The sequence below is a fragment of the Paenibacillus sp. FA6 genome (genome assembly GCF_051550225.1).
Classification (GTDB): domain Bacteria; phylum Bacillota; class Bacilli; order Paenibacillales; family Paenibacillaceae; genus Paenibacillus_AQ.
Window position 1 is genome coordinate 205,079 of the sequence record NZ_CP188820.1, and the last position, 25,422, is coordinate 230,500.

21 protein-coding genes are annotated in these 25,422 nt (G+C 42.7%); 18 read left to right on the forward strand and 3 right to left on the reverse strand.

Annotated elements, in window-relative coordinates; all coding sequences use genetic code 11:
- Nucleotides 1-14 precede the first annotated feature (14 nt).
- Nucleotides 15-1,625 carry a response regulator transcription factor gene (locus tag ACP8HI_RS00960; RefSeq protein ID WP_438349295.1) on the reverse strand — a complete coding sequence of 537 codons (1,611 nt, stop codon included), beginning with the start codon at nucleotides 1,623-1,625 and terminating at the stop codon, nucleotides 15-17.
- 34 nt (nucleotides 1,626-1,659) lie between these two features.
- The gene (locus tag ACP8HI_RS00965) at nucleotides 1,660-3,441 is read right to left on the reverse strand and encodes a sensor histidine kinase (RefSeq protein ID WP_438349296.1); all 1,782 of its coding nucleotides are present in this window, start codon (nucleotides 3,439-3,441) and stop codon (nucleotides 1,660-1,662) included.
- A gap of 144 nt (nucleotides 3,442-3,585) precedes the next feature.
- On the opposite strand from ACP8HI_RS00965, the gene ACP8HI_RS00970 reads away from it, so the two are divergent.
- The 16 genes from ACP8HI_RS00970 to ACP8HI_RS01045 all read left to right on the forward strand — a co-directional run bounded on the left by ACP8HI_RS00970 (nucleotide 3,586) and on the right by ACP8HI_RS01045 (nucleotide 23,723).
- On the forward strand, nucleotides 3,586-4,536 hold the full coding sequence (locus ACP8HI_RS00970) for an ABC transporter permease (RefSeq protein ID WP_438349297.1): 951 nt from the start codon (nucleotides 3,586-3,588) through the stop codon (nucleotides 4,534-4,536).
- 15 nt (nucleotides 4,537-4,551) lie between these two features.
- Nucleotides 4,552-5,424 carry a carbohydrate ABC transporter permease gene (locus ACP8HI_RS00975; RefSeq protein WP_438349298.1) on the forward strand — a complete coding sequence of 291 codons (873 nt, stop codon included), beginning with the start codon at nucleotides 4,552-4,554 and terminating at the stop codon, nucleotides 5,422-5,424.
- Between the two features lie 137 nt (nucleotides 5,425-5,561).
- A complete protein-coding gene (locus tag ACP8HI_RS00980) occupies nucleotides 5,562-6,065 on the forward strand; it encodes a DinB family protein (RefSeq protein WP_438349299.1) in 504 nt (167 codons plus the stop codon).
- A 221-nt stretch (nucleotides 6,066-6,286) separates the two neighbouring features.
- Entirely contained in the window at nucleotides 6,287-7,489 is a 1,203-nt protein-coding gene (locus tag ACP8HI_RS00985; RefSeq protein WP_438349300.1) for a cation:proton antiporter, read from the forward strand.
- A 37-nt stretch (nucleotides 7,490-7,526) separates the two neighbouring features.
- A complete protein-coding gene (locus ACP8HI_RS00990; protein ID WP_438349301.1) occupies nucleotides 7,527-8,015 on the forward strand; it encodes a cation:proton antiporter regulatory subunit in 489 nt (162 codons plus the stop codon).
- Between the two features lie 156 nt (nucleotides 8,016-8,171).
- Nucleotides 8,172-10,817 carry a cation-translocating P-type ATPase gene (locus ACP8HI_RS00995; RefSeq protein ID WP_438351663.1) on the forward strand — a complete coding sequence of 882 codons (2,646 nt, stop codon included), beginning with the start codon at nucleotides 8,172-8,174 and terminating at the stop codon, nucleotides 10,815-10,817.
- Nucleotides 10,818-11,172: 355 nt separating this feature from the next.
- The gene (locus ACP8HI_RS01000) at nucleotides 11,173-12,105 is read left to right on the forward strand and encodes an ABC transporter permease (RefSeq protein ID WP_438349302.1); all 933 of its coding nucleotides are present in this window, start codon (nucleotides 11,173-11,175) and stop codon (nucleotides 12,103-12,105) included.
- Nucleotides 12,105-13,031 carry a carbohydrate ABC transporter permease gene (locus tag ACP8HI_RS01005; protein ID WP_438349303.1) on the forward strand — a complete coding sequence of 309 codons (927 nt, stop codon included), beginning with the start codon at nucleotides 12,105-12,107 and terminating at the stop codon, nucleotides 13,029-13,031. The genes ACP8HI_RS01000 and ACP8HI_RS01005 overlap by 1 nt, the downstream gene beginning before the upstream one ends.
- A 101-nt stretch (nucleotides 13,032-13,132) precedes the next feature.
- Complete coding sequence (locus ACP8HI_RS01010) at nucleotides 13,133-14,701, forward strand: response regulator (RefSeq protein ID WP_438349304.1); 1,569 nt, start codon at nucleotides 13,133-13,135, stop codon at nucleotides 14,699-14,701.
- Nucleotides 14,698-16,446 (forward strand): sensor histidine kinase, encoded by a 1,749-nt coding sequence (locus ACP8HI_RS01015; protein WP_438349305.1) that lies wholly within the window; start codon nucleotides 14,698-14,700, stop codon nucleotides 16,444-16,446. The genes ACP8HI_RS01010 and ACP8HI_RS01015 overlap by 4 nt, the downstream gene beginning before the upstream one ends.
- A gap of 121 nt (nucleotides 16,447-16,567) precedes the next feature.
- Nucleotides 16,568-18,064 carry an extracellular solute-binding protein gene (locus tag ACP8HI_RS01020; RefSeq protein ID WP_438349306.1) on the forward strand — a complete coding sequence of 499 codons (1,497 nt, stop codon included), beginning with the start codon at nucleotides 16,568-16,570 and terminating at the stop codon, nucleotides 18,062-18,064.
- A gap of 249 nt (nucleotides 18,065-18,313) precedes the next feature.
- The gene (locus ACP8HI_RS01025; RefSeq protein ID WP_438349307.1) at nucleotides 18,314-19,216 is read left to right on the forward strand and encodes a helix-turn-helix domain-containing protein; all 903 of its coding nucleotides are present in this window, start codon (nucleotides 18,314-18,316) and stop codon (nucleotides 19,214-19,216) included.
- Nucleotides 19,217-19,251: 35 nt separating this feature from the next.
- Nucleotides 19,252-21,105 carry a hypothetical protein gene (locus ACP8HI_RS01030; RefSeq protein ID WP_438349308.1) on the forward strand — a complete coding sequence of 618 codons (1,854 nt, stop codon included), beginning with the start codon at nucleotides 19,252-19,254 and terminating at the stop codon, nucleotides 21,103-21,105.
- An 84-nt stretch (nucleotides 21,106-21,189) separates the two neighbouring features.
- Complete coding sequence (locus ACP8HI_RS01035) at nucleotides 21,190-22,764, forward strand: FAD-dependent oxidoreductase (RefSeq protein WP_438349309.1); 1,575 nt, start codon at nucleotides 21,190-21,192, stop codon at nucleotides 22,762-22,764.
- A gap of 65 nt (nucleotides 22,765-22,829) precedes the next feature.
- Complete coding sequence (locus ACP8HI_RS01040) at nucleotides 22,830-23,522, forward strand: N-acetylmannosamine-6-phosphate 2-epimerase (protein WP_438349310.1); 693 nt, start codon at nucleotides 22,830-22,832, stop codon at nucleotides 23,520-23,522.
- A 27-nt stretch (nucleotides 23,523-23,549) separates the two neighbouring features.
- Nucleotides 23,550-23,723: a hypothetical protein gene (locus ACP8HI_RS01045; protein WP_438349311.1), complete on the forward strand. Its 174-nt coding sequence runs from the start codon at nucleotides 23,550-23,552 to the stop codon at nucleotides 23,721-23,723.
- Nucleotides 23,724-23,787: 64 nt separating this feature from the next.
- On the opposite strand, the gene ACP8HI_RS01050 is transcribed toward ACP8HI_RS01045, so the two are convergent.
- On the reverse strand, nucleotides 23,788-24,108 hold the full coding sequence (locus tag ACP8HI_RS01050; RefSeq protein ID WP_438349312.1) for a hypothetical protein: 321 nt from the start codon (nucleotides 24,106-24,108) through the stop codon (nucleotides 23,788-23,790).
- 174 nt (nucleotides 24,109-24,282) lie between these two features.
- Here ACP8HI_RS01050 and ACP8HI_RS01055 point away from each other — a divergent pair, with 174 nt between their 5' ends.
- On the forward strand, nucleotides 24,283-24,720 hold the full coding sequence (locus ACP8HI_RS01055) for a MarR family winged helix-turn-helix transcriptional regulator (RefSeq protein ID WP_438349313.1): 438 nt from the start codon (nucleotides 24,283-24,285) through the stop codon (nucleotides 24,718-24,720).
- Nucleotides 24,717-25,421: an ABC transporter ATP-binding protein gene (locus ACP8HI_RS01060; protein ID WP_438349314.1), complete on the forward strand. Its 705-nt coding sequence runs from the start codon at nucleotides 24,717-24,719 to the stop codon at nucleotides 25,419-25,421. The genes ACP8HI_RS01055 and ACP8HI_RS01060 overlap by 4 nt, the downstream gene beginning before the upstream one ends.
- Nucleotide 25,422 lies beyond the last annotated feature (1 nt).

Here is a 25,422-nt window from a genome sequence, read left to right on the forward strand (position 1 = left end):
AGGACTCTGTCATGCTATTTAGTACTGTCTCTATATTCCTGTGGGGTTACCCCGAACTGGCGTTTAAACACTTTTATAAAGTAAGCTGGGTCCATATATCCAATTTCAGTACTGATTTCATATACCTTTTTGTTGGAGTTCTTTAGCTTATGGCAAGCGCGATCCATTCGAAGACGTGACACATAATCGCTTATTCCTTCACCGGTCTCAATCTTATAAATTTTGGATAAATGTGTCGGATGCAGATTGACATGGTCAGCGAGTACACGTAATGAAACATCGAGATGTAGATTGTTATCCGTAAACTCTTGGATTTTCTTCACATACAAAGAACGTATGTCTTTGATTTCATTTGAAGATTCCTTTTTCAGCTTACCCAGTACACTGAGTGACCAATTTCTGAGTTTACTAATGGAGGCGAAGGCCTCCCCACTCTGCAATGGTTCAATATCCGTCCCAAGCAACTTACCTAGCGTATGACCATTCCGGTGTGCTAGATGTGAGAAAGAAGAAGAGATGACAAACCCGGCTTCTATACAGTGCTCTAATGAATCAGACCATTTCTCATCTAGTTCTGCACACACTGCCACGAGTTTTTCTTCTGCCGCATCCCAGCGCCCAGATTCGAGCAGGTTACTTAATGAAGGAGGCAAGTAGAGAGTGTCTAAGGGCCCTAGCGTAGTGACTTGTTCTAATTCACCGACCCGCATGACAAATTCTCGTTCTTCCCCTACGATTTGCCGGAAATAGGCTGAAGCTTGACGGAAGCGAGCCGGCAACTGCTCCGGAAATTGAAACCACTCCGTTATGACAATAGATAGGGAACCTTTCAGGAATTGTTTCACTTTATACTGAAGCTGGACGGAAAGCTTCTCCAAAATGGTTTCTTTTCCCATGTCTGCAACACTGTCTTTTAACTGAAGTAAGAACACAAGATACCCATGCTCTTCTTTGACGCCCCAGACTTCCATAAATTCACCAATAATCTCTTCGGCCATATTGCTGATTGCATATTCCATCAATGGGAGCCCATTGTTTTTGTATTGACCGAATTCTTCCTCCATCCGGACGAGTAGCAAGGCGCACTCCCCATATTTATGCGACAATCCGTAATTCTCAAGTTTCCGAATCCATTCGTCAGCTGGCATCCGATGCCCACCCAATGCGTCAAGGAGAAGCTGGCCGCGCAGTATTGGCAGGTTCTCCCGGAGGGTATATTGGGTTCGCTCGAGCGAGCTGATGGTTTCCCATTCCGTATTTATTTGAAGTATCGCAGATTTAACTGCACCGAACAATTCTTCATCCGTCGGCGGCTTGAGTAGGTAATCTACTGCATGATGCTGAATCGCCTTTTTGGCAAAATCAAAATCGGAATGACCGGATAATATAATGCATTTTATTTTTTTATCGCGTATTCTTATTCGCTCAATCAGCTCAATCCCTGTCATCTCGGGCATTAGAATATCCGATATGACAATATCAATGGGATGAGTATCAATGATTTGGAGCGCCTCATGTGCGGAATAAGCTTTGTGTACATGTTCGATACCGAGCGTGTGCCAGGGTTTGTGCATGGATAAGTTATCAACCCAGTGTGCTTCATCATCAACTATAATCATCTGCATGTTGTGTTCCTCCTTGTGTGTTGGGTTAATTATGTTAATCGTCTCCACTGGATGTCTCCCAAATAATCTCTGTCCGAAGTCCTCCTAGTGGCGACTTTTTAAAGGATAAGTAAGAGTTATTTCCGAATTGATGAATGATTCTCTGATTCGTATTCCAGAGGCCACAGCCCATTTCATCATGTAAAGGCTCTGACATTTTACGACTTAACGCTTCTTGCTGCTCAGGATTTAATCCAGGCCCATCGTCTTCGATGTACACCCTACAATAGCCATCTGACATCTCGCCACTGATTCGAATTTCACCTGATGTATACGATTTGGCTACTCCATGAATGACGGAATTCTCTACAATAGGCTGTAACATCAAGCGCGGGACAGATTGGGACCTCATTTCCTCTGGGATATCAATATGATAATCAATTCTACCGTTACGAAGTTTTTGGATATCCAAATAGTTAATGAGCAGTTGGACTTCTTCGTTCAAGGTAGCTGTATCCCGTTCCATTCGTGTGGTATAGCGGTAGTAAGCACTTAAATTGTATGCCATGGAAACGACAGCTTCCTCATCCTTCATTTGAGCCATATTAATAATATAACCGAGGCAATTGTAGAGGAAGTGCGGATTTATTTGAGCTTGCAACTGTTTCAACGTTGCTTCACGTGCACGGATTTTCTCATTAAATACGTTCTCAATTAAGTCTTGAATTTGACGTGACATATCATTAAAACGATGAAACAGAAACGAAAACTCATTATGATCTTTGGAATGGAGCCGTACTGAATAGTCTCCGCGTTGAACGCGTCTTAACCCGTGAACCAGTTTTTTGATCGGACTTTGAATGTTTCGATAGAGCAAAATCGATGCAGAGATACCAACAACAAAAAGCAAGCACATGGAAAAATAGAATAAATTACGGCTGAATGACATCGGTCCTAATATCTGATCGAGTGGAACAACATCTATCAAATGCCAATCCAAATACGAGGATTTAACAGAGCTGACCAAATAATTTTCACCATCTAACTTAACCACATCCTGGCTTGTGTTTTCTGGTGGATTTCCATCCAAATAGCGTATCAATTCACTCGAAAGCTGCTTATCCGCGCTACGGTTTAGGATCGGAGTATCGCCTTTGTGATAAAAGAAGGGATCACCTTGCCCGCCGGCTTTGTATGTGTCTAGCATATTTTGAATATTTTCATAACTGAAACTGGCTTCAATCACTAGACTGCTACCTGTGAGCTTACCTTGTTGAACTAAAGAATCGCTATAGAACCAATAAAAGGCCTTTAGTTCATCAGAGGACTGGGTTCCACCATCACCGTACGTCCATTTCCCACTGATATTTCTTCTTAAGTAATCCTCATTATATTGCAGTGATTGATCGTAATTGGAAAGGACATCTTTGTTCTGCTGAGAATGAACGGCGTATCTGGCAGGCCATATATTCATCACACCAGCCTGAAGCACCATCTTTTCCTGAATCACATATCGGGTCTGCATTCGGTCATAACGATCTTCCCAGATGTTTAGTCCATTAAATTTCCTGACATTCGGATCTTTTGAGAATATATGGCTGAAATCCATCATTTGATTAATTCGCGAATCGATTTGACTAGATAAAAAAGTGAGTTGTTTGGTGTTAGACATCTGTAATTCGGTACTTACAACATCATAGGTAACGTCGTTAGAATACGTATATACAATAATAATCGGTATAAATAATACGATAATTAAAATGTTCATTTTGGAAAATAGATTAAATCTGGACTTAATCTTTCCTTTAAGAGATGTAAGGCCTCTCTGTAATTGCATAATTGTCCCTCCAGACGGATATCCCCTAACAAAACCATATCAATCCTAACAATGTTATATAGTCAGTTCGAAAGACATGCTTGATACTATATATATCAGAGATACTCATGACATACAAAATAATTTTTTGAAGGGGAGAGAGCTATGGAAGCGAATACTGAACAGCCGGTGAAACTCAAAACTGCCCAAAGTATAAGAAGAAAAAAAAGTTATAAGCAACCATGGATGCTGCATTTTATGGTATTACCAGCGGCCATTTTAGTTTTTATTTTTTCTTATATTCCTATGACAGGTATCATTATGGCATTTAAAGATTATAAACCCGCATTAGGCATAGTCGAATCTCCGTGGGTCGGCCTAAAACATTTTAGATACATGTTTGAGAATGAATATTTCATGCAAATTGCGTGGAATACCTTGTTTTTTGCTTGTTCCAAAATGATCATGAATTTAATTATACCATTCATTTTCGCATTATTATTGAATGAGGTAAGGAAGATGGCGCTCAAAAGAACCATTCAAACGCTTGTCTACTTGCCACATTTTCTTTCATGGGTCACCCTTTCAGGAATTCTAATTGATATGCTTGCCCAGACCGGGATCATCAACCAGTTTATTTCAAGTGTGTTCGGTATAAAGCCGATTTTCTTTTTAGGAGACGGTAGTTGGTTCCGATTCACCATTATCTTTAGTGATGTCTGGAAGGAATTCGGGTTCAATACAATCATCTTTCTGGCAGCACTCTCGGGTATTAATCCAGCGTTATACGAAGCAGCAGAGGTCGATGGAGCGACCCGTTGGAAGCAGACGATGCATATTACAATCCCTTCCCTTATACCCATCGCTATCGTTATCGCAACCTTAGCACTAGGAAATGTGTTGAACGCAAACTTCGACCAAGTATTCAACTTGTATAGTCCTTTGGTTTATCAACAAGGAGATATTATTGATACATTTGTGTATAGAGAAGGTCTTCTTAGCGGTCAGTTCAGCTTCGCAACTGCGGTCAGTCTAATTAAATCGGTCATTAGCTTAATCTTAATCGTTATATCTTATCGTCTCGCCTATAAATTTGCCGGGTATCGAATATTCTAGAAAGGATGACTACTTATGTATCATAAAACGCTACCGTATAGAATATTCAGCATATGCAACAATATATTTTTGACTATGTTGTCCGTTCTTTGCTTGTTACCCTTGTATCACTTACTGATGGTATCAATGAGCTCAGCCGCGCCTGCCAATGCTGGCTTGGTTACATTTTGGCCGATCGGATTCACATTGGAAGCCTACGCACAAACGTTTACTAACAGCAATTTCCTTGCATCCTTGTGGGTATCTGTACAACGAACAATTCTTGGAACAGGACTTGCTTTGGTTGTTAACACCATTGCTGCTTATGCGCTCTCCAAAGAAACCCGTGTCTTTCGTGCACGCAACATCTATCTTTGGTATTTTGTCTTTACGATGTTGTTCACCGGTGGGTTGATTCCAGGCTACATCCTTATTCTCAAACTTGGATTGATGAATTCCTTAATGGCACTTATCCTTCCAGGGTTAGTTGCCGTCTTCAATATTATTCTGCTTTTGAATTTCTTTCGCGGTGTGCCTAAAGATCTCGAGGAAGCGGCTTTCATCGATGGAGCGGGCCAATTCCGAACGTTCTTTAGTATTTATTTACCACTCTCCATGCCCGTTATTGCGACGGTTTCGTTATTCATCATGGTAGGACATTGGAACGCGTATTTTGACGGTATTATCTATATTAAAGATTCTGCGAAGCTACCACTTGCGAGTTTCATGCAATCGATTATCGTTAAGGCAGATATGTCGTCACTAGACGCGGCGGCCGTTGCAAGTCTATCTCAACGAACCATTCGCGCATCGCAGATCTTTATAAGCGCATTGCCTATACTGTTGGTCTATCCGTTTCTGCAACGCTTCTTTGTTACAGGGATTGTAGTTGGCGCGGTAAAAGAATGATAAATCATAAGAAATAGATGAATTTATATGGAGATTGTATAGTAGAAAGTACAGTGTTTGGTATTGTATGCGTGTTTAATGTAATATCAAATCATACAGAATTATTCAAAGAAAGATAATAAAATGGAGGCGATAACATGTTTGCAACAATGGAAGGGTTTTTAATAAATTGGCATCAAGAGAGTGGATCAACGCAAAAAATTTTGAATGCACTAACGGATGAATCACTTGCACAGGAAGTATCACCGCAAGATAGAACACTTGGACGGATCGCATGGCATATCGTTACGACGCTCGATGAAATGATGGGACGGACAGGACTTAAGTTTGAAGCGGCTCCACACGATTCGCAGGTTCCGCAAGTGGCTCGTGAAATTGCCGAAGCATACCAAACCTCAAGTGAAGCGATGGTAGCGGCGATCCACGATCAGTGGACCGATGCAACACTGAGTGAAGAGAAGGATATGTATGGTGAAATCTGGCCTATCGCTGTCATACTTGGAATTCTAATCGCCCATCAGACGCACCACCGCGGTCAATTGACCGTACTCATGCGCCAAGCAGGGCTAAGCGTTCCAGGTGTTTATGGTCCATCAAGGGAAGAATGGGCCGTTTTTGGTGGACAACCGCCAGAAGTATGAATGTGAATAAGGTTAAAGAGATCTAAACGGAAAGCTGGTATCGTTACTAAACGAACACCAGCTTTTTATTTAGTTTTTTTTCTAAGGATTTTTAGGACAAGTTTAGTATCAATTGTCTATCAAAAGAGTATGTTTTCCACGTTTTCATTTGTTTTCAAATGTTTGTTCATGTATAATTTACGTTTAGTTTCATGAGAAATAGGGAGGGAGATAGACATTGTATGGATAATATGATTTTTGAAGTTGGAACCGCAATGTTGTTAGTTGCAATTGCTTCATTGTTAGCTGGGAAACTAAAAGTTTCCATTATACCCTTTCTAATTATTCTAGGAATGTTAGTAGGACCGCATGCACCAGTCATTGGAATATTTGACTTCACCTTTGTTGAAAGTCAAGAGATTATTTCATTCCTTGGGAGAATCGGGGTGCTCTTTCTTTTATTTTACATAGGACTGGAGTTTTCAGTTTCGAAATTGGTTAAATCTGGTCGTAATATTGTATTTGGAGGAACGATATACGTAGTATTGAACTTCGTAATTGGGTTAGCCTATGGTTTCTTGGTTAATTTACCGTTGTATGAAACGTTGATCATTGCTGGTATGCTGTCTGTATCATCCACTGCAATCGTTGCTAAAGTATTGGTTGATCTCAGGCGTACGGGTAACTCAGAAACAGAGTTAATCTTGGGAATGGTATTGTTTGACGACATATTTCTAGCTGTATTCCTATCGATCATGTCAGGCCTGCTCCTTGGAGGTGCGACCTCGATAGGAGGAATCCTTCTTTCAGTAGGGATTGCTATTGGATATATGCTTCTGTTCTTCGTTATCGCTAGAAAGGCAACTCCTTTATTAAATAAGCTGTTAAACATAACTTCAAATGAAATATTTATTATTGTTGTGTTTTCTACTTTATTCTTTATTGCAGGTTTCTCAGAAACCCTGCATGTAGCGGAAGCTATTGGAGCATTATTATTCGGTCTAGCTTTATCTGAAACGAAGCATAGTAAGAGGATAGAACAACTTGTTATACCATTCCGAGACTTTTTTGGAGCGATATTCTTTTTCAGCTTTGGTCTAAGTATTGATCCACTAACTCTTGGAGATGCTGCATGGTTGGCTATCGGAGCCATCATACTGACCATCTTGGGGAATGTAGTAGCTGGGATGATTGCGGGGCGAAAGGCTGGAATGTCTCATAAGGCTTCTATGAATATTGGGCTTACCATTATGGCACGTGGAGAATTTACGATTATTGTTGCCAACCTTGGTATAGCAGCAGGGCTAATGCCATTGCTTAAGCCTTTTTCAGCACTATATGTTCTTGTCTTGTCGATTCTGGGACCTTTATTGACCAAAGAATCAAAACGTATTTATAGTGGATTAAATAAAATGTTCAAATGGAACGAAGCCAAGGAAAAGTGAAGAAAATACAGAGTAATCTGAATGGAGTGTATTAAAGATGGCAAATATAAGAGAATCTGATCTACCTGGTATTGGAAGAAAGTATCTGATAGAGACCAATTCGGGAGATCAAATCGTTGTTGTCATTCATGATGATGGTAGGAGGGAGATATATCATTACGTAGATGGCGATAAGGAAGAGAGTATCTCACAAGTAAGCTTGGACGATGATGAAGCTAGACAGATCGCAGCTATCATTGGTGGGATGAACTATAAACCTAAGGCGTTAGAAACGGTAGAAATAGCTCTTGATGAATTAATTATTGAGTGGATAAAAGTGGAGACTGGATATAAATGTATTAATAAATCCATAGCTGAATTGGGAGTTCGTCAAAGAAGTGGAGCTACGATACTTGCTATTGTGGAGAAGAACAAGCAGAATATCAATCCGGGTCCGGAAGAAAAACTGTCCGCGGAAATGACACTTGTGATCGCTGGAGAAAGACAGCATATTAAGTTACTTAAAGATCTTTTGCTGAACGGATAATGAATGCTATACAAGGAATAAGATCTACAACTAACAAGAGGCTGTCTCATAAGTCATTAAAAATGGCTAGGGACAGCCCTTTGTTTTTTTGTAGGTAAAAGTTGTGATATTATTAACTAAGATTCAATAAATTAAAAAATGAATGTAGCTGAAAGGATGTTCTTGATGTGGTTCTCGAAATCGCAAGAAGAGGTTCTGCAAGAGCTTAGAGTAAACGTTGCAACGGGGCTGACAACAGAAGAAGCTAAATCAAGGCTTGAACAATACGGACCCAATAAGCTGGAGGGGAAACCTAAGAAAAGCATGATATCCCTCTTCTTTGCACAAATGAAGGATATGCTCATCTATGTTCTTCTAGGTGCTGCCGTGGTAACACTTATTATTGGGGAAGTTATGGATACGATCATTATTTTTGCCGTCGTCATTCTAAATGCGGTGATCGGTGTGATTCAAGAGAATAAAGCAGAAAAAGCCATTGAAGCTTTGCAGAATATGACAACTCCAAAAGCGCTTGTCAGACGTGATGGCGAAGTGAAAGAAATCCAATCCGAGGACATTGTGCCCGGAGATATTATCATTTTAGATGCGGGGAGATTCATCTCAGCTGATTTACGATTATTAGAGAGTGCAAACCTGCAAATTGAGGAATCTGCGTTAACAGGTGAATCCGTACCGACGGATAAAGATGCAGGTGCGCTGTATACAAATCCCAAAACTCCTATTGGTGATAAGTCTAACATGGCATTTATGTCTACACTTGTTACCTATGGCAGAGGCGAAGGAATTGCAGTAGCTACGGCTATGAATACAGAAATGGGGAAGATAGCCAAGATTCTAGATGATGATAATAAGGAATTGACCCCGCTACAGAAAAAATTAGAGAAACTCGGTAAGACGCTAGGGTATATTGCGATTGGTATATGTTTGTTTATATTTATCATTGCTCTGATCCAAAAAAGAGATCTATTCGAAATGCTCTTAACTGCCATCAGTTTAGCGGTTGCGGCCATTCCAGAAGGTCTTCCAGCGATTGTAGCGATCGTATTAGCGCTTGGTGTGACAAGAATGTCGAAGATTAACGCCATCGTGAAGAAGCTAACGGCCGTCGAAACGTTAGGCTCAGTTAATATTATTTGCTCTGACAAAACAGGTACACTTACGCAAAATAAAATGACAGTCGTAAAGCATTACACATCGCCAAATCCAATCAAGGATGAAGCTCCTACTGAGTTAATAAAAGCATTTGTATTATGTTCAGATGCGACCTTCGAACATGGAAAAGGAACGGGTGATCCTACAGAAATAGCTTTAGTCGTATTCGGTGACAACAATAATTTAACCAAAAGATCCTTAGATGCCGAGTTTAAAAGAGTTTCCGAAAAGCCCTTTGATTCCGACAGGAAACTGATGTCTACATTAAATGAAATCAAATCCGGCTATCGAGTACATACAAAAGGTGCAATCGATCAACTATTACAGATTACCACTACTGTTCTCGTTAATGGAGAAGTAGTGCCATTGACAGAAGAAATGAAGTCCCAATATCTTGCGATTGCTGAAGAAATGTCGAATGATGCCTTAAGAGTTCTGGCTGCCGCATATAAGGATACCGAACGTATGATTGACGCTGACGAGATGGAGAAGGATCTTACGCTACTTGGATTCGTTGGGATGATTGACCCACCGAGACTTGAAGTGAAGGATTCGATACGGGAAGCGAAAGTGGCTGGAATTACTTCAGTGATGATAACTGGCGACCATAAGAATACTGCGTTTGCGATAGCGAAAGAACTAGGAATTGCAGATTCTATCGAGCAAAGTATGACTGGCGCTGAAATTGATGAATTGTCTGATGAAGACTTCTCAGAACAAATTAGTAAGTATAGAGTATTCGCTCGCGTTTCACCTGAGCATAAGGTGAAGATTATTAGAGCCCTTAAGGCTCAAGGGAATATCGTCTCCATGACTGGTGATGGAGTGAACGATGCTCCTTCTTTAAAATATGCAGACATCGGTGTAGCCATGGGGATTACTGGGACAGATGTTTCCAAGGGTGCTAGTGATATGGTATTAACAGATGATAACTTCACGACCATCGTTCATGCGATTAAAGAAGGAAGGAATATTTATTTGAATATTCGGAAGGCTGTTGTCTTTCTTCTATCGTGTAACTTGGGGGAAGTTATTGCTATTCTTGCCTCGATCCTTTTCTTCTGGCCGATACCGCTTCTGCCAACCCAGATCCTCTGGATCAATCTTGTGACGGATACGTTGCCAGCGATTGCGCTTGGTGTTGACCCTGGTGAGAAAGATGTGATGAAGAAGAAGCCAAGAGATCCTAATGAAGGTTTCTTCGCGAAGGGCGCAGGAATAAGAGCTGTTATCGGTGGAACCCTGATCGGGACGTTAACTTTAGTTGCCTTTTATGTGGGGTTATATGAACATGGATATAATCTGGGCTCAAATGATATCTCTGAGGACGCTATGACATATGCGAGGACGATGGCTTTTGTGGTACTTGCAACTTCACAATTGTTCTACTCATTATCAATGAGAAGCGAGACGAAGAACATATTTCAAGTGGGGCTATTTACAAATAAGTACTTGTTAGGGGCAATAATCATCGGATTAGTGCTACAATTCGGGGTTATTTCCATACCGTTCCTTGCGACAGCATTTAAGGTGCAATTTCTCTCATTTGCTGATTGGGGATTAGTCATCGCTTTGGGTTTAGTTCCTCTTATCATCAATGAAATGCTTAAGCTGTTCCGGAGAAGTGCAAAAGATAGTGATATTAATTAAGTGCACTGCGCTGCGCTGAACGGTCAGAAATGTGATCTAACTGTCGGTAGGTGAAATATTACTGAAATATTTCACATCGATCATCATTCATTTGAAACCAACGAAGGTAAACGGGTACCCATAGAGTGGACACTAAAAAAGTGTTCAGACTATGGGTACCTTTCGTATGGAAAGGGTGGAATCGTTAACCACTCCTTTTTTATGTGTCCTTGACTAAGGGGCCAGATTAAAGGATGACCTTTAGATTTTCTTCTTTTTATTAAGATTGCAATATTTTCATGCTTGAATATCTTATGGATAATGAGATGTAGAAGCACACTCAGCCTCTATATCACACCCAAAGGAGTCCTAAAGTATGAGAGTGACACAGGTAGCAACAAAGAAATCTAGAACCTGGAAAGCGATAATCAAGGATTACGATCTTTATCTTATGCTCGTACCGGGACTATTGTTCCTATTCTTGCTGAAGTATACGCCTATGTATGGATTAATTATCGCCTTTCAGGATTTCAACATCTTTAAAGGTATAGGAGACAGTCCGTGGGTAGGCCTCAAGCATTTTGAGAGACTCTTTGTGAACGATGAATTTTTAAACGTTCTCACTAATACCCTGTTGATTAGCGTGTTCAAGCTGATTTTTTTGTTTCCGGCTCCGATTATCGTAGCGATTTTACTAAACGAAATTCGTAAAATGATGTTTAAACGTGTCATTCAATCGGTTATTTATTTACCACATTTTATTTCATGGGTCATAATCAGCGGATTATTCGTTAACCTGTTATCGCTCAATGACGGTATTGTAAACACAGTAATCGACTTTTTCGGTGGGGAGCGTATCGCGTTCTTTATGGATCCGAAGGTATTTCGTTCACTGCTAGTCTTAACGGAGGGGTGGAAGGATGTCGGATGGGGAACGATCATTTTTTTGGCAGCGATTGCAGGTATCGACCCTCAATTGTATGAAGCGGCTAAGATTGACGGCGCAAGCAAGCTACAGCAGATGATCCACGTTACGATTCCGGGCATTGTTTCAACCATTATCCTGATGCTTATTTTGCGATTAGGAAGTGTGCTTGAAGCTGGAACAGAACAAATTCTCGTCATGTATAATCCAGTCGTATATGACGTAGCAGATGTTATCGGAACGTATGTGTATCGAGTCGGAATCGGAGCATCTGATTACAGCTTCTCTACAGCTGTGGGTATGTTCGAATCTGTTGTTGCCTTCACGTTGGTTGTATCCGGTAATTCGCTTTGCAAAAAGCTTTTCGGAAGGAGCATCTGGTAATGGAAATAGCAAAATCACTCTTAAAACCGCTTAAGAAAAATAATTCAATTAAGGCATCATTCGGAGAACGGTTGTTTACTGTTTTGAATTACTGCTTCTTTTTGTCATTAGGCTTTCTTGCGTTATTTCCCTTTCTCAATGTCATCGCTAAGTCGTTCAGCGGTGAAGCAGCAGTTGTATCCGGTCTCGTCTCATTCTTTCCAGTCGATTTTCAGATAGGCACTTATAAAATGGTGCTCGGCAATGCGCAGTTTCTGAACTCATTCAAAATAACGATTATTGTTACGGCTATTGGAACTTTAGCATCACTGTTTATGACGGTATTAGCGGCGTACCCGCTGTCAAAGCCGGATTTGAAATTCCGCAAGCAGCTGCTTCTGATCTATGTCTTCACGATGCTGTTTAACGGTGGGATCATTCCGACTTACCTGGTCATGCGTGATTTGGAACTTATAAATACGATTTGGGCACTATTCGTACCGGGCCTGATAAACGTCTTTTACATGCTGATTATTAAAAACTTCTTCGAGGCGCTTCCGGAAGGCTTAGAGGAATCCGCCAAGCTGGATGGTGCTTCGAATATGCGTATCCTGTTTAGCATCATACTTCCGCTTGCCAAGCCGGTGCTGGCGACGGTAGGACTCTTTTACGCCGTATTATTATGGAACAGTTACTTTAGCGCGATGATCTATATAACTTCGCCGGAATTAAAAACATTGCAGCTCTATTTGAAGGAATTAATCGCATCTACGACGGAGGTGCTTACAACGGCCGGACAGATCGACGTCAACCGCGATTTGAATCAGGCACCTGAAGCTGTGAGGGCTGCATCGATCGTAACGGCGACGATACCGATTTTATTGGTATATCCATTTTTGCAAAAGCATTTTGTCAAAGGTGTACTAGTCGGCTCTGTAAAGGGCTGAAAAATATTCAAAATCCCCCTTTCATTGCCATCTATTAACATCGGCGATGAGAGGGCTTTCTGTTATTATTAGATAAAGATAAAAGAAGTGAGGGTGTAATCATGATAAAAGCGATACTTGTTGATGACGAGCCCATGACAAGAAGCGGTCTTCGTCGGTTTATTGATTGGAGCCGGATCGGCATCGATATTGCCGGCGAAGCGGAGGATGGAATGGAGGCCTATGAGCAGTTTATTCTTATTCGTCCGGAACTCGTTCTATGCGACGTTCGGATGCCCAGAATGGACGGAATTGAGTTTGCACAGCGTATCCGGCAAATTGATCCGGCGTGCAAAATCATATTTTTAAGCGGGTTTAACGATATTGACTATTTAAAATCGGCGATAAAGCTGCAAGCTGTCGATTATATGCTCAAACCGATTCAAATGTCGGAGCTGACGCAATTACTAGAGGAAACTGTGAAAGTGATTAAGGAATCGAAATCAGAGGAGCAGGAGCTACATGCTATGCTGGAACAATTTGAACGTAGCAAGCCGGAGCTGATGGAGCGCTTGTTAAAGACATTATTGAAGCTGTCTCCTTATAACGAGACGGAGTATGCTTCGATCGAAGATGATATCGCGCGGCTGCACCCTGCTTTGCCAACAAAGGGGTATTACCAATGCATCGCGTTCGGCTTTCAAAATGAGGATTCGAGACAGCGCTTTCAGAAGGACGCGGAAATAGAAGCGGCTTCAGCAGGGCTCCCTATATTGACCGCTTTAGTGGACGGGATCGGGATTGCATGCGCGGCACTGGCCACGCAGCGCGGTGACGACCGTTTAGCTATATGGTTGAATCGCATAACCCGTCGCAATGGGCATGAGGGAATTGGAATTACAGCTGGGGTTGGAGAGGTGTATCCGCATTTGAATGGTTGCAGCGCTTCTTATGAACAATCTGTGAAAGCCCTTTCATATCGGTTCTATCGAGGATGGAATACGGTTATCTGGTACAGCCAACTTCCGCCTTGCAGCTACCAGTCCAGTTTATTTGATAAACAGGCCCTTATCAAATTCGAGGAGCTGCTTAGAGGTAAGCAATTAAAGGAAGCCACCGAATGGCTGGACCAGACTATTAATGAACTACTCTTGTTTACTCCAGTTGATGTGGAGGGCGTACGAAAGAAGCTATTCCGCTGGTATGTGGCACTGACTCGCATCTATTCGGAAACGATGTGGGAATTTGAGAATGATCAATTGTGGGCTACTATGTTCGTATCAGGTGAGCTGTTCACGATACGTAAATTTATGCTACAGCGCTTGGAAATGATTCAGGAAGCACTTGCCCAGACCGATACGAGTGACAAAACGGTTATCCGTGAGATCATCTGTTTTATTCAAGAAAATTATAATAAAGATGTCTCTATCAATACGTTAGCAACCCATGTTTATCTGGCCCCAACCTATATGTGTATTTTGTTCAAGAAAGAAAAAGGCGTATCGATTAATGATTACGTTACCCAATACCGGATTGAACAGGCCAAACGACTTCTTCGCGACCGTAAATTGAAGCTTTATGAAATATCGGTGTTGGTTGGCTATCATGATGCCAATTACTTTGCCAAGGTGTTTCGCAAACTGACCGGGGTCGTTCCATCGCAATTTCGGGATACCCTACAAGAGAAATGATGAAGCAGAAGGTCGTTTTTCGCGAAAAAATATCGCGCATCCGCATCAAGACAAAGCTTATGATCATATTTATGGCTTTGATCTTTATTACGGTTGGATTAGTTTCCATGATTATCTATCAAAATACGATTCGAATTTTGGAGAACCGGGTAGAGCAATCGATGGAACGGGCGATTAACCAGGCGAACTCGTTTCTATCATACAAGCTCAGCAATGTGAAAGACGTCTCCAGTATTCTGTTCATGAATCAAGAATTGAACGTAATGTTGAACAGAGGAAGTCAAGACATACCATTAAAAAATCAAATTGATGACTACAATAAAATATTGCAAATTTTGAGATCTGCGCAAAACAGTCGTGAAATTTACAGTATCAGGCTATATGCAAACGCGACGAGCATTTACACGCGAGATAACAGCACACTATTTGCATTGTCCACCATTCAACAGGATGCGTGGTACAAAGAAATGCTGAATAATTCAGAGGGGATTTACTGCCGCTCAACCTATGAATACGATTATTATGGCGAACGGGGCAAGCAAAATATTGTTTCCTGCGTTAGGCCGTTGTACACGAATGGATTTAATGGAGCTCTATTAGCCGTTCTGTCCATCGATATTTTAGAAGATACCTTTCAGCAAATTATTAAAGAGACTCAAATCACAAGCACCGGAAAGGTCTATTTATTGGATAAAAGTAATCACATTATTTCCAGTATCGACCCGTCCGATATTGGACAATCGGTCGAATCGGTCGATATGAAAACACATTTTCTGACAAGCAAACGAATTGACGGTACGAGCTGGCAATTGGTTGCTCATATACCGAAGGAAGAAATATATTCGGAAAGCAGGCAGTGGACCTACCAGCTGCTGATCTTGTTAATCGTTGTATCATTTTTTGGCGTAATACTTGCTGTTGCTTTCTCGGAGGGGCTGACCCGCAGAATTAAACCACTTCTAGAGCAAATTAAACAGATTGAATTGGAGAATTGGGATTCAAATAATCTTGTTACATCTCATGATGAAATCGGTGTGCTACAATCTCATTTGAACCGGATGAGTGTAAGTATGCGGAAGATGATTCAAGAGAAATATCAAATAGAGACGGAGAAAAAAACGGCACAGTTGCAGGCGCTTCATGCGCAAATTAATCCACACTTTCTCTATAATACATTGGATCTCATCCATTGGATGGCGTTAGAGAAGGGTGCAAGCGAAATTAGCGATGTCGCGGGTCAACTATCTCAATTTTTCCGGATAAGCCTTAGCCAAGGGCGTGACATCATTCCGATAACTGATGAGCTGGCGCATGTAAGAATGTATCTAGATATCCAAAACCGACGTTTTGGCGGACAGATTGAGTACTCGGTTCATGTGGAACCAGAGGTTGTGAAGCTTAATACTGTGAAGTTGATTTTGCAGCCTGTAGTGGAAAATTCGATATTGCACGGAATTAGGGAGAAGCGCGATAAATCTGGAGAAATCCAAATTAAATGTTTTATAGAGGAGAATAAGGTTGTGTTTGTCGTCGAAGATAACGGGGTAGGGATGACGAAGGACAAGCTTGATCATCTCAATAGCGACTCTCTTGAGACAGGATATGGGATCCGAAATGTGAAGGATAAGCTTAGGCTTTATTTTGGGACAGAAGCAGGAGTTAAATATGAAGCACGTGAACATCAAGGTATCCGGGTTCGTATCACTATTCCGGTAGCTATTGATAATGTAAATCCGAGCGGTTAAAAATAATGAGGAAGCGATTTAGGACAACAAAGGAAACGTCTTCAGACAAATACAAGTTTGATGACCTATGATAATCTTGAAAGCGTATACAAGAAACACATCCATGAATGGGGGAAATACGGTGAACAAGAGATTAAGTATTGGTATTATTTTCGTTCTCATTACGGCCATGCTTACCGCTTGCGGTAGCGGGTCAAACAGTGGAAACAGCAATCCCGCTGCAGGTAATAACGGTGCATCAGCGGATCAGACAAAGCCAGTTCTAAAGCAGCTTGGATTCCAACGGAACTTTGATCCGAATAAGGATCCGGTTGCTGCATTTCTAGAGGAAAAAACAGGTTACAAGGTGAAGTATGAAACACTCCCGCTCGAAAATCCGGATGACAAGCTAAACATATTGATGGCTAACAATGAGCCTTACGATATCGTGAAGCTTTCGGGCACACAGTACAATCGTCTTGCGGTGCAAGGCGCGCTTGAGCCGTTGAATACGCTTTTGGAGGAGCATGGACAAGATTTGCTCAAAGCAACTCCTTCTGAATTCTTCGAAAACGCGAAGGTAGATGGCCAAATTTACGGTATTCCGGAAAAACATCCGCGCGGATTTGTCGGCAGTGCACTGGCAATAAATCAGAATCTGCTAGATGAGCTGAATATGCAGGTTCCGACGACAATCGATGAATTTTATGCGCTACTCGTAGCGATTAAAGAGAAAAAAGGTATCGTGCCTTTGACTGGATTTGAAAGCGTGATCCCTGAAATTTCCGGTGCATTTGGTGTTGTGACCAGTTTTGATGAACAAGATGGCAAGCTGATCCACCGTTTGGAAGGGCCGGGCATGAAAGAATATCTTGCTTTTATGAATAAGCTTTATAAAGAAGGACTAATGGATCCCGAATGGCCGGTAAATAAAACGGAAACGATCCAACAAAAATTTACAACTGGTAAAGCCGGTATTATGACTTACGGATGGGGACTCGCGGCACCTGTAACGGAAGCATTAAAGAAAAATGATCCGGATGCTGAAATTACGTTAATCACCTCTTTAAAAGGTGAGGATGGTGAAATAGGTAACTGGGTTCAAGGCGGCGGTGTAAGCTGGTATATTGCCATTCCTAAATCGTCCAAGAACAAAGAAGAAGCAATGAAATATATGAATATGAAAGTGGAGCCGGAATTGTTCAAAGAGATGGCGATCGGAGTTGAAGGTGTACATTACAGTAATGACAGCGAAGGAAATATGCTACCCATTCTGCCTGCATTCAATACGGATCGCGGCAACTCTGACTGGTTCATGACGAGTACGGATGCAGCGGCATTTGAAGATCTATGGCTACTTCGTGTCCGAAAGGATCCAATATTGCATGCAACCTTTGATGAAATTCAAGAAAAGCAGATTCCAATCTCACGGAGTGACCCAACGCTACTTGCTCCTCCGCTTCCGGTTGTTGCTAACAATTTGCAACTGCTGAATAAGTTGGAGAACGATTATATTATTAAAGTAATAGCAGGGGCAGAGTCGCTGGACGACTACAATAAGTTTGTAACGAATTGGAAATCGCAAGGCGGAGCAGAAGTTATGGATGAGCTGACCACATGGTATGAAGGAAAGAAATAACTAATAAAAAAAGAAGCTATCCCGCAAAGTCTTGATGACCTAGGGATAGCTTCTTTTTTGTTACAACATCTAAAGATTTTCCTTGTTTTCATAAGATACTAGGATTACAGTACAGCACGGTTTGAGGTTAAATAAAATGTAAAGATAGTAATAAGATTTATTGAATTTCATGTGCATGGAGGAGCTGGCGCTGACAGGTCATTTACTGTTCTTTCGATACTTAATTCAGTTTGAAAAGGAGGGCTTATCATGTCGTTGACGAGAACAGTAACGGCTTATCCTGCGGGAAAAGTAGTAGCCGGATTCGACAAACGGTTTTTAGATCGGACATTCAGATTGAGCCAAGTACTGCTACATCAAGTACATGACCGCTGCTGCTATGAGTCGGAAGGACGGTCTTCAGCCGACGAGCACCTGTTAATTTACATGCTGTCTGGAAACGCAGATGTAGCGGTAGAAGGGAAACTGGTACATCTGCCGCATCGGCAATTGATTTGGATCAAGCCGTGTTACAGCTATCAGATCACAGCAGCAGAGAAGTCAAACAAAGCGATACGGTTTGTAACTGTTGAGATGAGTCCGGTGGGCAAGCAAGGGCTGGAGGCTGTATTTCGAGCAGGCGACGGCCACCAGGTGATTTGTGATACTGCAGGCATGGATGAGCTCTTTTTTGAACTGATAAACGAATTGCAGATTCAGGACCACTATACGCAAACGATGCTGGATAGCTTACTCAACCGAATCATCGTTCAGGCGGGGCGCTTATTGGAAGGTGTCGGAAGCCCACCAAAAGGGATAGAAAAAACATTTAATAAGAAAGAGCTATTGTATCAAACGGTACAGTATATAGACCAACATATAGAGAAGATTGATGAGCTTGGTCAAGTCGCAGAGGTATTAGGGTACAGCTATTCTTATTTGTCGCACGTGTTTCGCGCGGAGATGAGCGTTTCTTTGCAGGCATATTGGGTTCAGCGGCGGATGATGAGGGCGATGAGCAGGCTGCAGTCTGGCCGGAGCAGCATCACGCAAATTTCGGAGGACTTACATTATCAATCGATTCATTCCTTCAGCAAAGCATTTAAAAAAGTGACGAGCTTTACGCCAACGGAGTATCAAAGCTTGTACGGAAAAGGGCGGAGTAATGAATAAAATGATTAAAAACCTTGAAGGAGGATGAACTTAATATGAAAACGGCTTTATTCGTTAGCGAGAACCTGGATCTTCGATTGCAGCCGATTGAAGTGGCAGATCGCTATACATGGATAGAATTGAATACGGTCACATTGGATAAGTATGATGCGGTGTTACTCATTGGATCTGCATCATTGGATAAGCCTTCCGCACTTTCAGCCGAGGCATGCACCAAGCTTTGGAAGTTTACCGAGCAGGGAGGGAGCATCTATGCGGAAATGGTGGAGGCATTTGATTTTCCAAGCTCCCGCTTATTCGGTTGGAAGCAGGATTTCAAGGCAACGAGAAGAACAGTGGAGAAGCTGCGAAATGATCAGAATATTCCGGGGATGGTGGCGGGAGAATTGCTTGAGTGGTCAGGGGCAATGCTCCGCGGATTTCATTTCGATTCAGAAGTTAAGCTCTCCTTCGGTGTTTACCATGATACACACCAAAGTGAGGAGAAGGGAAAGACTGCGCTTCCGGGGCTTATGATTCGAAAGCTCGGAAAAGGCACGGTCGTATACTCGGCCTTCTCTTTATTTTCCTGCGATCAGCCGGAAACGCTCCGGCCTTATAGCCGTTGGGCGCCGTTTATTCGGCATTTAGCGGATGAATCGGGTATTCCGTTTCAATTATGGGCACCGTTTATGAGTACGGCAGGAGAGGTAACTGCAGAGCAAGCAGTGGAGGCGAATCGTAGTTGGTTCATGAACTCCGGCATGCTCCCAATCGCCGATGGCTCAGAAGGTGTATATGAAAATATTCACTCCGTCACGTCGCAGCTGTCTCCAGATCGTCGCCCGGATTGCCATGCGCATACGGCACTGATGCTTCATTTATATGGCAGATGGACAAATGACATGCAATCGCTGGACGCTTCGGACCGTATTCTTCATTACTTGTTTGATCAAGGCTATCAGGATATGGATCCGACATCGCCTTCCTATGGCTTTTTCAAGTGGTATGATTTCCCGGGAAAGTATCCACATCAGCTGTTTACAGACGATAATGCCTGGGTCTGCTTCGTACTGTTATATGTATATCGTAAGACTGGCAAGGAGATCTACCGGGAAAGAGGCATGCTGATTGCAGAAGGGCTGCTGTCAACACAGCGTCAGGATGGACTAAGACCGAATGTGCTTACACGTGCACAGCTTTCCGAGATTGGTAAAGAGGGGGCGGCAAAGCTTGATCCTAGCTTGAACCCGCATTTTGAAAGCATCACACATGCGGCGTTTATCCAAGCCTTTCTCGTAACGGGAGAAGAGACGTATTTGGAATCGGCGCTTCTCGGATCTCGGGCGTTATTAGCGAAGTGGGATGAGCTGAAGTTTATGTACAGCCGTACTTCAGGTGTGACAAGGTTACTGCTTCCGCTCGGATTCTTGTGCAAGTATGATCAGACAGGTGAGATTGAAGCGGGGCTCCGCCGAACGATGGACTATTTATCCGTTCATCAGCATCGCCTCGGCGGAATTGAAGAAGCAGATAATCCGGATCCAGAGCGGTTTGGACAGGAAGATGCGGGCGTCTATATTGCCAATGGCGAAGGGATTGCGGATCAGCTGTATACGAACAACTTTCTTGTGATGAACAGCTGGGAGTCGTGGCGGTCTACCGGCAACCCACAATACAAGATGCTTCATGAAGAAGTATCGGCTTTTATGAGGAGTATTCAAATCAGAAGTGCGGATGGTCGTTATGACGGCGGTTGGATGCGTGCTTTCGATTTAAACAAAGGTGAATATTTCGGAAATAACGGTGACACCGGCTGGGGGCCTTATTGCATGGAGAGCGGCTGGACGAATGCGATTACTTCTGCAGGACTGCTGCTTGCCATGCTGGATGAGAGTCTATTTGACTGATGAAGGCGAAAAGTACGATGACGAAGACGATGGAATATTCCGAGTATATGGAGTGTTTACTGAAGAATGAAGGGAGAACTTAAGATGGAAATGCATAAGCAAGCGGATATCATCATTATCGGAGGAAGCACCGGCGGTTGTGCTGCTGCCCTAGCTGCATCTAAAGCTGGTAAAACCGTCATTATGACAGAGGAATCGGATTGGATTGGGGGTCAGTTGACTAGCCAAGCTGTGCCGCCTGATGAGCACCCATGGATAGAACAGTTCGGCAGCACGGCAAGCTATCGGGGATTCCGTACGCGAGTAAGGGATTATTACAAAAGAAACTTCCGGCTTCAGCCATCGGCACAGGCCGCTATTCATTTCAGTCCAGGAAATGCGTCAGTTAGTAGAATTGCGCATGAACCGACTGTTGCACTTGCCGTTTTACGCGATATGCTGGCACCTTATGTTCATAGGGGAACGCTACTGATTATGGAGAATCACAAGCCTTTGCGGGCAGAAACAGAGGGAGATACCATTCATGCCATTCATGTCCGAAGCAAATTGACAGGGGATGTGACGGTTCTAACGGCTCCTTACTTTTTGGACGCGACGGATGAAGGGGACCTGCTCCCGATGACCGGAACGGAATATGTAACGGGAGCCGAATCCATACGGGAAACCGGAGAGGCACATGCACTTTCCGGCCAAGCTGATCCGATGGATATGCAGGCTTTTACCTGGTGTTATGCGATTGACCATATAGAGGGACAAAATTTCACCATTACTAAGCCAGAGCAGTATGATTTTTGGAAGCAGTATAGGGCGGATTTCTGGCCGGATCAGCAGTTAAGCTGGACAGGGCTCGTTCCTCATACGCTAGAGCCGAACCATTATAGCTTCTTCCCGGATGATAAATCATTCTCACTATGGAAATATCGTCGGCTAATCGATCGTAGCCAGTTTGAAGAAGGTGCATTTGAGAGCGATATTACGTTGGTCAACTGGCCGCAGAATGATTATTGGCTGGGTTCGATTATTGATGTGGAAGAGGCGGAGCGCAAGAAGCATCTCGAAAGCGCACGACAACTGAGTTTATCTTTACTATACTGGATGCAGACGGAGGCACCTCGTCCAGACGGGAAATCTGGGTATCCAGGCCTCAGGCTGCGCGGGGATGTGGCCGGCACTTTGGACGGATTGGCGAAGATGCCTTACATACGTGAGTCCAGACGTATTCGAGCGGAGACGACGATAGTAGAACAGGATGTGAGTCCGGCATGCAGAAAGGACGGCAAGGCGAAGGACTATCACGATTCGGTTGGGATTGGCGGCTATCGCATCGATTTGCACCCGAGCACAGCACTGCGAACGTATATTGACGTTCCCTGTCTACCGTTTGAAATTCCGCTTGGTAGCTTAATTCCAGTACGAGTTAACAATTTGATTGCAGCCTGCAAAAATATTGGGACAACTCACATTACCAACGGTTGCTACAGGCTACATCCAGTCGAATGGAATATTGGTGAAGCTGCTGGATATTTGGCGGCATATTGTATCGAGCATCAGATGCAGCCGCGAGCCGTTCGTGGAAATCAGGATGTATTGGTCAGCTATCAAGGATGGCTTCGTGATGCCGGGGTCGAGATGAAATGGCCTTCACTGGGAGCATTGTAAATGATTGAACAGTATATGAGCGGGTCTATACGTTCTAGAAAATTTAAATAAGAGGTGAATGGTTCATGATATCTATTATTGCTCCTAAAAGTTTAGTTGTTTCGTGTCAAGCACTGTCGCATGAACCTTTGCATGGTTCGTATCATATGGCCGTGATGGCCCGTGCTGCACGTGAAGGGGGAGCGAAGGGAATCCGTTCAAACAGCCCTGAGGATATTCGAGCGATTCGAGCGGCCGTAGATCTGCCAGTCATCGGGCTATGGAAGAGGGATTACGAAGGGTTCGAAATGTATATTACACCGACCCTACAGGATGCGATTGACGTACATGAGGCAGGTGCGCATATCGTGGCGCTAGACGCTACTGATCGCCCTCGTCCTGATGGTTTGGATCTGAAAGAAACGATGATTCAGTTAAAGCAAAGAGGCATCGTTATTATGGCGGATATATCGACATATGAAGAAGGGATACAAGCTGCTGAATATGGAGCGGACTATATCTCGACGACCTTAGCTGGTTATACGCCTTATAGTGAAGGACCCCTCCCACGCTTAGAATTAGTGAAGCGGCTGTCAGAGAAGCTTACCGTTCCGGTCATAGCGGAGGGTGGAATATCGACGCCGGAGCAAGCTAGGATAGCGCTTGAGCATGGTGCTTATTTCGTAGTTGTCGGATCAGCCATTACGCGCCCACAATTAATTACTGCACAATACATATCTGCGATGGAGAAAAGTGGAGAGTCAAGGAAGGGATTATGACTTCAGCAGGTACTCGGAATCGGTGGAGTGATCGTCATCGGTGGTGGGTTGATTGATACAGCGGATCTATGGTGGGGCCGACTGGATAAAACACTGCGAGAAATGACGCGTAAACCGATCATTATTGAAAAAGCAAAGATTGGAAACCGTGTGGGAATAATAGGAGCCGCTTATCTGGCTAAGGGTATTGAAATGATATAACGTAACCCATAAAAGGAAAGAAGCCCTCTAAACCACAAAAGTGGAAAGGGGGCTTCTTGTCGTCTTATTCTTGTTTTTTGTCGACTCCCAGTTGTTGAACTTTGGGGAGTTGCTGATTGAGCAAGGTGTTTTTAGTAACCAACTGTTTTGATAAATCAGCTTGTAAAAAATTGATTTGTTTGATATCTTCTTTCAATTTGCTTATGCGACTCATTTTACTGCTTAAGTCGTGGGCTGAAGTACTTAATTTCATATCTTTTTGCAATTGATTTATTTTAGAAAGTGCCTTCTCGGCTTTTTTCTTTTCATTCAGACTTTTGTCGTGAATTTCAGCTATTTCTTTATTTAATCTATCTACAATAGATCGAGTGAAACTAATAGCCATTCGGACACCTCCTCATCGTATAGTAAAGCTTTGACACCATTTTACTATAAACATCTGGGTTATGCGAGGAAGGGCCCTCACTAATAAGAGGGATTGTAATAATCACTTATATTTTATATAATACACAATATATACTGTAAACACTATGTACTACTTTTGATGTGGAGGTTCACGATGGAAAACCAGCTATTAATAAGAAAATTGATGATGTCTCTTGCGCGGATGTACGATATGGAGGCTTTCAGCCATCTTGCTGAGTTCTTACAAGGAGAACTGCATATGCTTCACTATTTATCTCAAAATAGTCATTCAGAAATTAATCCCTCCATACTGAGTGATAAACTCCATGTATCAAGATCGAGAATTACGGCTGCTCTTTCCACATTAAGAAAAAAGGGATATGTCACGATGGAGATGTCTGAGAATGACAGACGGCGGATGACTGTATCGCTAACATCAGCCGGAGAAGCTTTTATTAGAGGGAAACAAGAAGAAGTGGTTAGATACTTTGACGTGCTTGTAAAAGGTTTAGGCGAAGGAAATGTATTGGATATGATTAGATTAATTGAACTTTCCGTAGGTATTATGGATAGCGAGGAGAATAAGCTATGAAAGATTTTATATTATTTGAGAACGTGAGTAAAGGTTATCAAATGGGTGAACATAAAATTGCTGCAACAGATCAGATCAGCTTTAATATCGAAAAGGGTGAGTTTTGTGTCATTGTCGGCCCAAGCGGATCAGGAAAAACGACACTTTTGAATATGCTAGGAGGAATGGATTGTTGTGACAGTGGAACGATTACATTAGATGGCCGTGAGATCAGCAATTTAAACGAAAAGCAATTAACCGATTACCGTAGATATGATGTCGGATTTGTGTTTCAGTTCTACAACCTAGTACAGAATTTGACGGCACTTGAGAATGTTGAACTTGCCTCAGAAATTTGTAAAGAACCATTAGATGCGAAGGAAGTACTTGCTCAGGTTGGGCTTTCGGAGCGTATGCTTAACTTTCCTGCACAGCTATCGGGTGGGGAACAGCAACGTGTGTCGATTGCAAGAGCACTCGCGAAGAACCCCAAGGTATTGCTATGTGATGAGCCGACGGGTGCGCTCGATTACAATACGGGAAAGAACATATTGAAGCTATTGCAGGACAGTTGTCGCCAAACAGGGAAAACGGTTATTGTCATTACTCATAATCTAGCCATTACCCAAATGGCTGATCGGGTCATTCACGTTAAAAACGGAAAAGTTTCAAAAATAGAGCAAAATGCTGCCCCTGTGCCAGTCGAAAGGATTGAGTGGTAGA

Bases quoted from the DNA above. Each gene is read 5' to 3' on its own strand.
- ACP8HI_RS00990 (WP_438349301.1), top strand. From the start codon at position 7,527: ATGGCAAATATAAGAGAATCTGATCTACCTGGTATTGGAAGAAAGTAT.
- ACP8HI_RS00980 (WP_438349299.1), top strand. From the start codon at position 5,562: ATGTTTGCAACAATGGAAGGGTTTTTAATAAATTGGCATCAAGAGAGT.
- ACP8HI_RS00965 (WP_438349296.1), bottom strand. From the start codon at position 3,441: ATGCAATTACAGAGAGGCCTTACATCTCTTAAAGGAAAGATTAAGTCC.
- ACP8HI_RS01035 (WP_438349309.1), top strand. From the start codon at position 21,190: ATGGAAATGCATAAGCAAGCGGATATCATCATTATCGGAGGAAGCACC.
- ACP8HI_RS00975 (WP_438349298.1), top strand. From the start codon at position 4,552: ATGTATCATAAAACGCTACCGTATAGAATATTCAGCATATGCAACAAT.
- ACP8HI_RS01055 (WP_438349313.1), top strand. From the start codon at position 24,283: ATGGAAAACCAGCTATTAATAAGAAAATTGATGATGTCTCTTGCGCGG.
- ACP8HI_RS00960 (WP_438349295.1), bottom strand. From the start codon at position 1,625: ATGCAGATGATTATAGTTGATGATGAAGCACACTGGGTTGATAACTTA.
- ACP8HI_RS01005 (WP_438349303.1), top strand. From the start codon at position 12,105: ATGGAAATAGCAAAATCACTCTTAAAACCGCTTAAGAAAAATAATTCA.
- ACP8HI_RS01050 (WP_438349312.1), bottom strand. From the start codon at position 24,108: ATGGCTATTAGTTTCACTCGATCTATTGTAGATAGATTAAATAAAGAA.
- ACP8HI_RS01000 (WP_438349302.1), top strand. From the start codon at position 11,173: ATGAGAGTGACACAGGTAGCAACAAAGAAATCTAGAACCTGGAAAGCG.
- ACP8HI_RS01030 (WP_438349308.1), top strand. From the start codon at position 19,252: ATGAAAACGGCTTTATTCGTTAGCGAGAACCTGGATCTTCGATTGCAG.
- ACP8HI_RS01025 (WP_438349307.1), top strand. From the start codon at position 18,314: ATGTCGTTGACGAGAACAGTAACGGCTTATCCTGCGGGAAAAGTAGTA.
- ACP8HI_RS01040 (WP_438349310.1), top strand. From the start codon at position 22,830: ATGATATCTATTATTGCTCCTAAAAGTTTAGTTGTTTCGTGTCAAGCA.
- ACP8HI_RS01010 (WP_438349304.1), top strand. From the start codon at position 13,133: ATGATAAAAGCGATACTTGTTGATGACGAGCCCATGACAAGAAGCGGT.
- ACP8HI_RS00970 (WP_438349297.1), top strand. From the start codon at position 3,586: ATGGAAGCGAATACTGAACAGCCGGTGAAACTCAAAACTGCCCAAAGT.
- ACP8HI_RS00985 (WP_438349300.1), top strand. From the start codon at position 6,287: ATGGATAATATGATTTTTGAAGTTGGAACCGCAATGTTGTTAGTTGCA.
- ACP8HI_RS01060 (WP_438349314.1), top strand. From the start codon at position 24,717: ATGAAAGATTTTATATTATTTGAGAACGTGAGTAAAGGTTATCAAATG.
- ACP8HI_RS01015 (WP_438349305.1), top strand. From the start codon at position 14,698: ATGATGAAGCAGAAGGTCGTTTTTCGCGAAAAAATATCGCGCATCCGC.
- ACP8HI_RS00995 (WP_438351663.1), top strand. From the start codon at position 8,172: ATGTTCTTGATGTGGTTCTCGAAATCGCAAGAAGAGGTTCTGCAAGAG.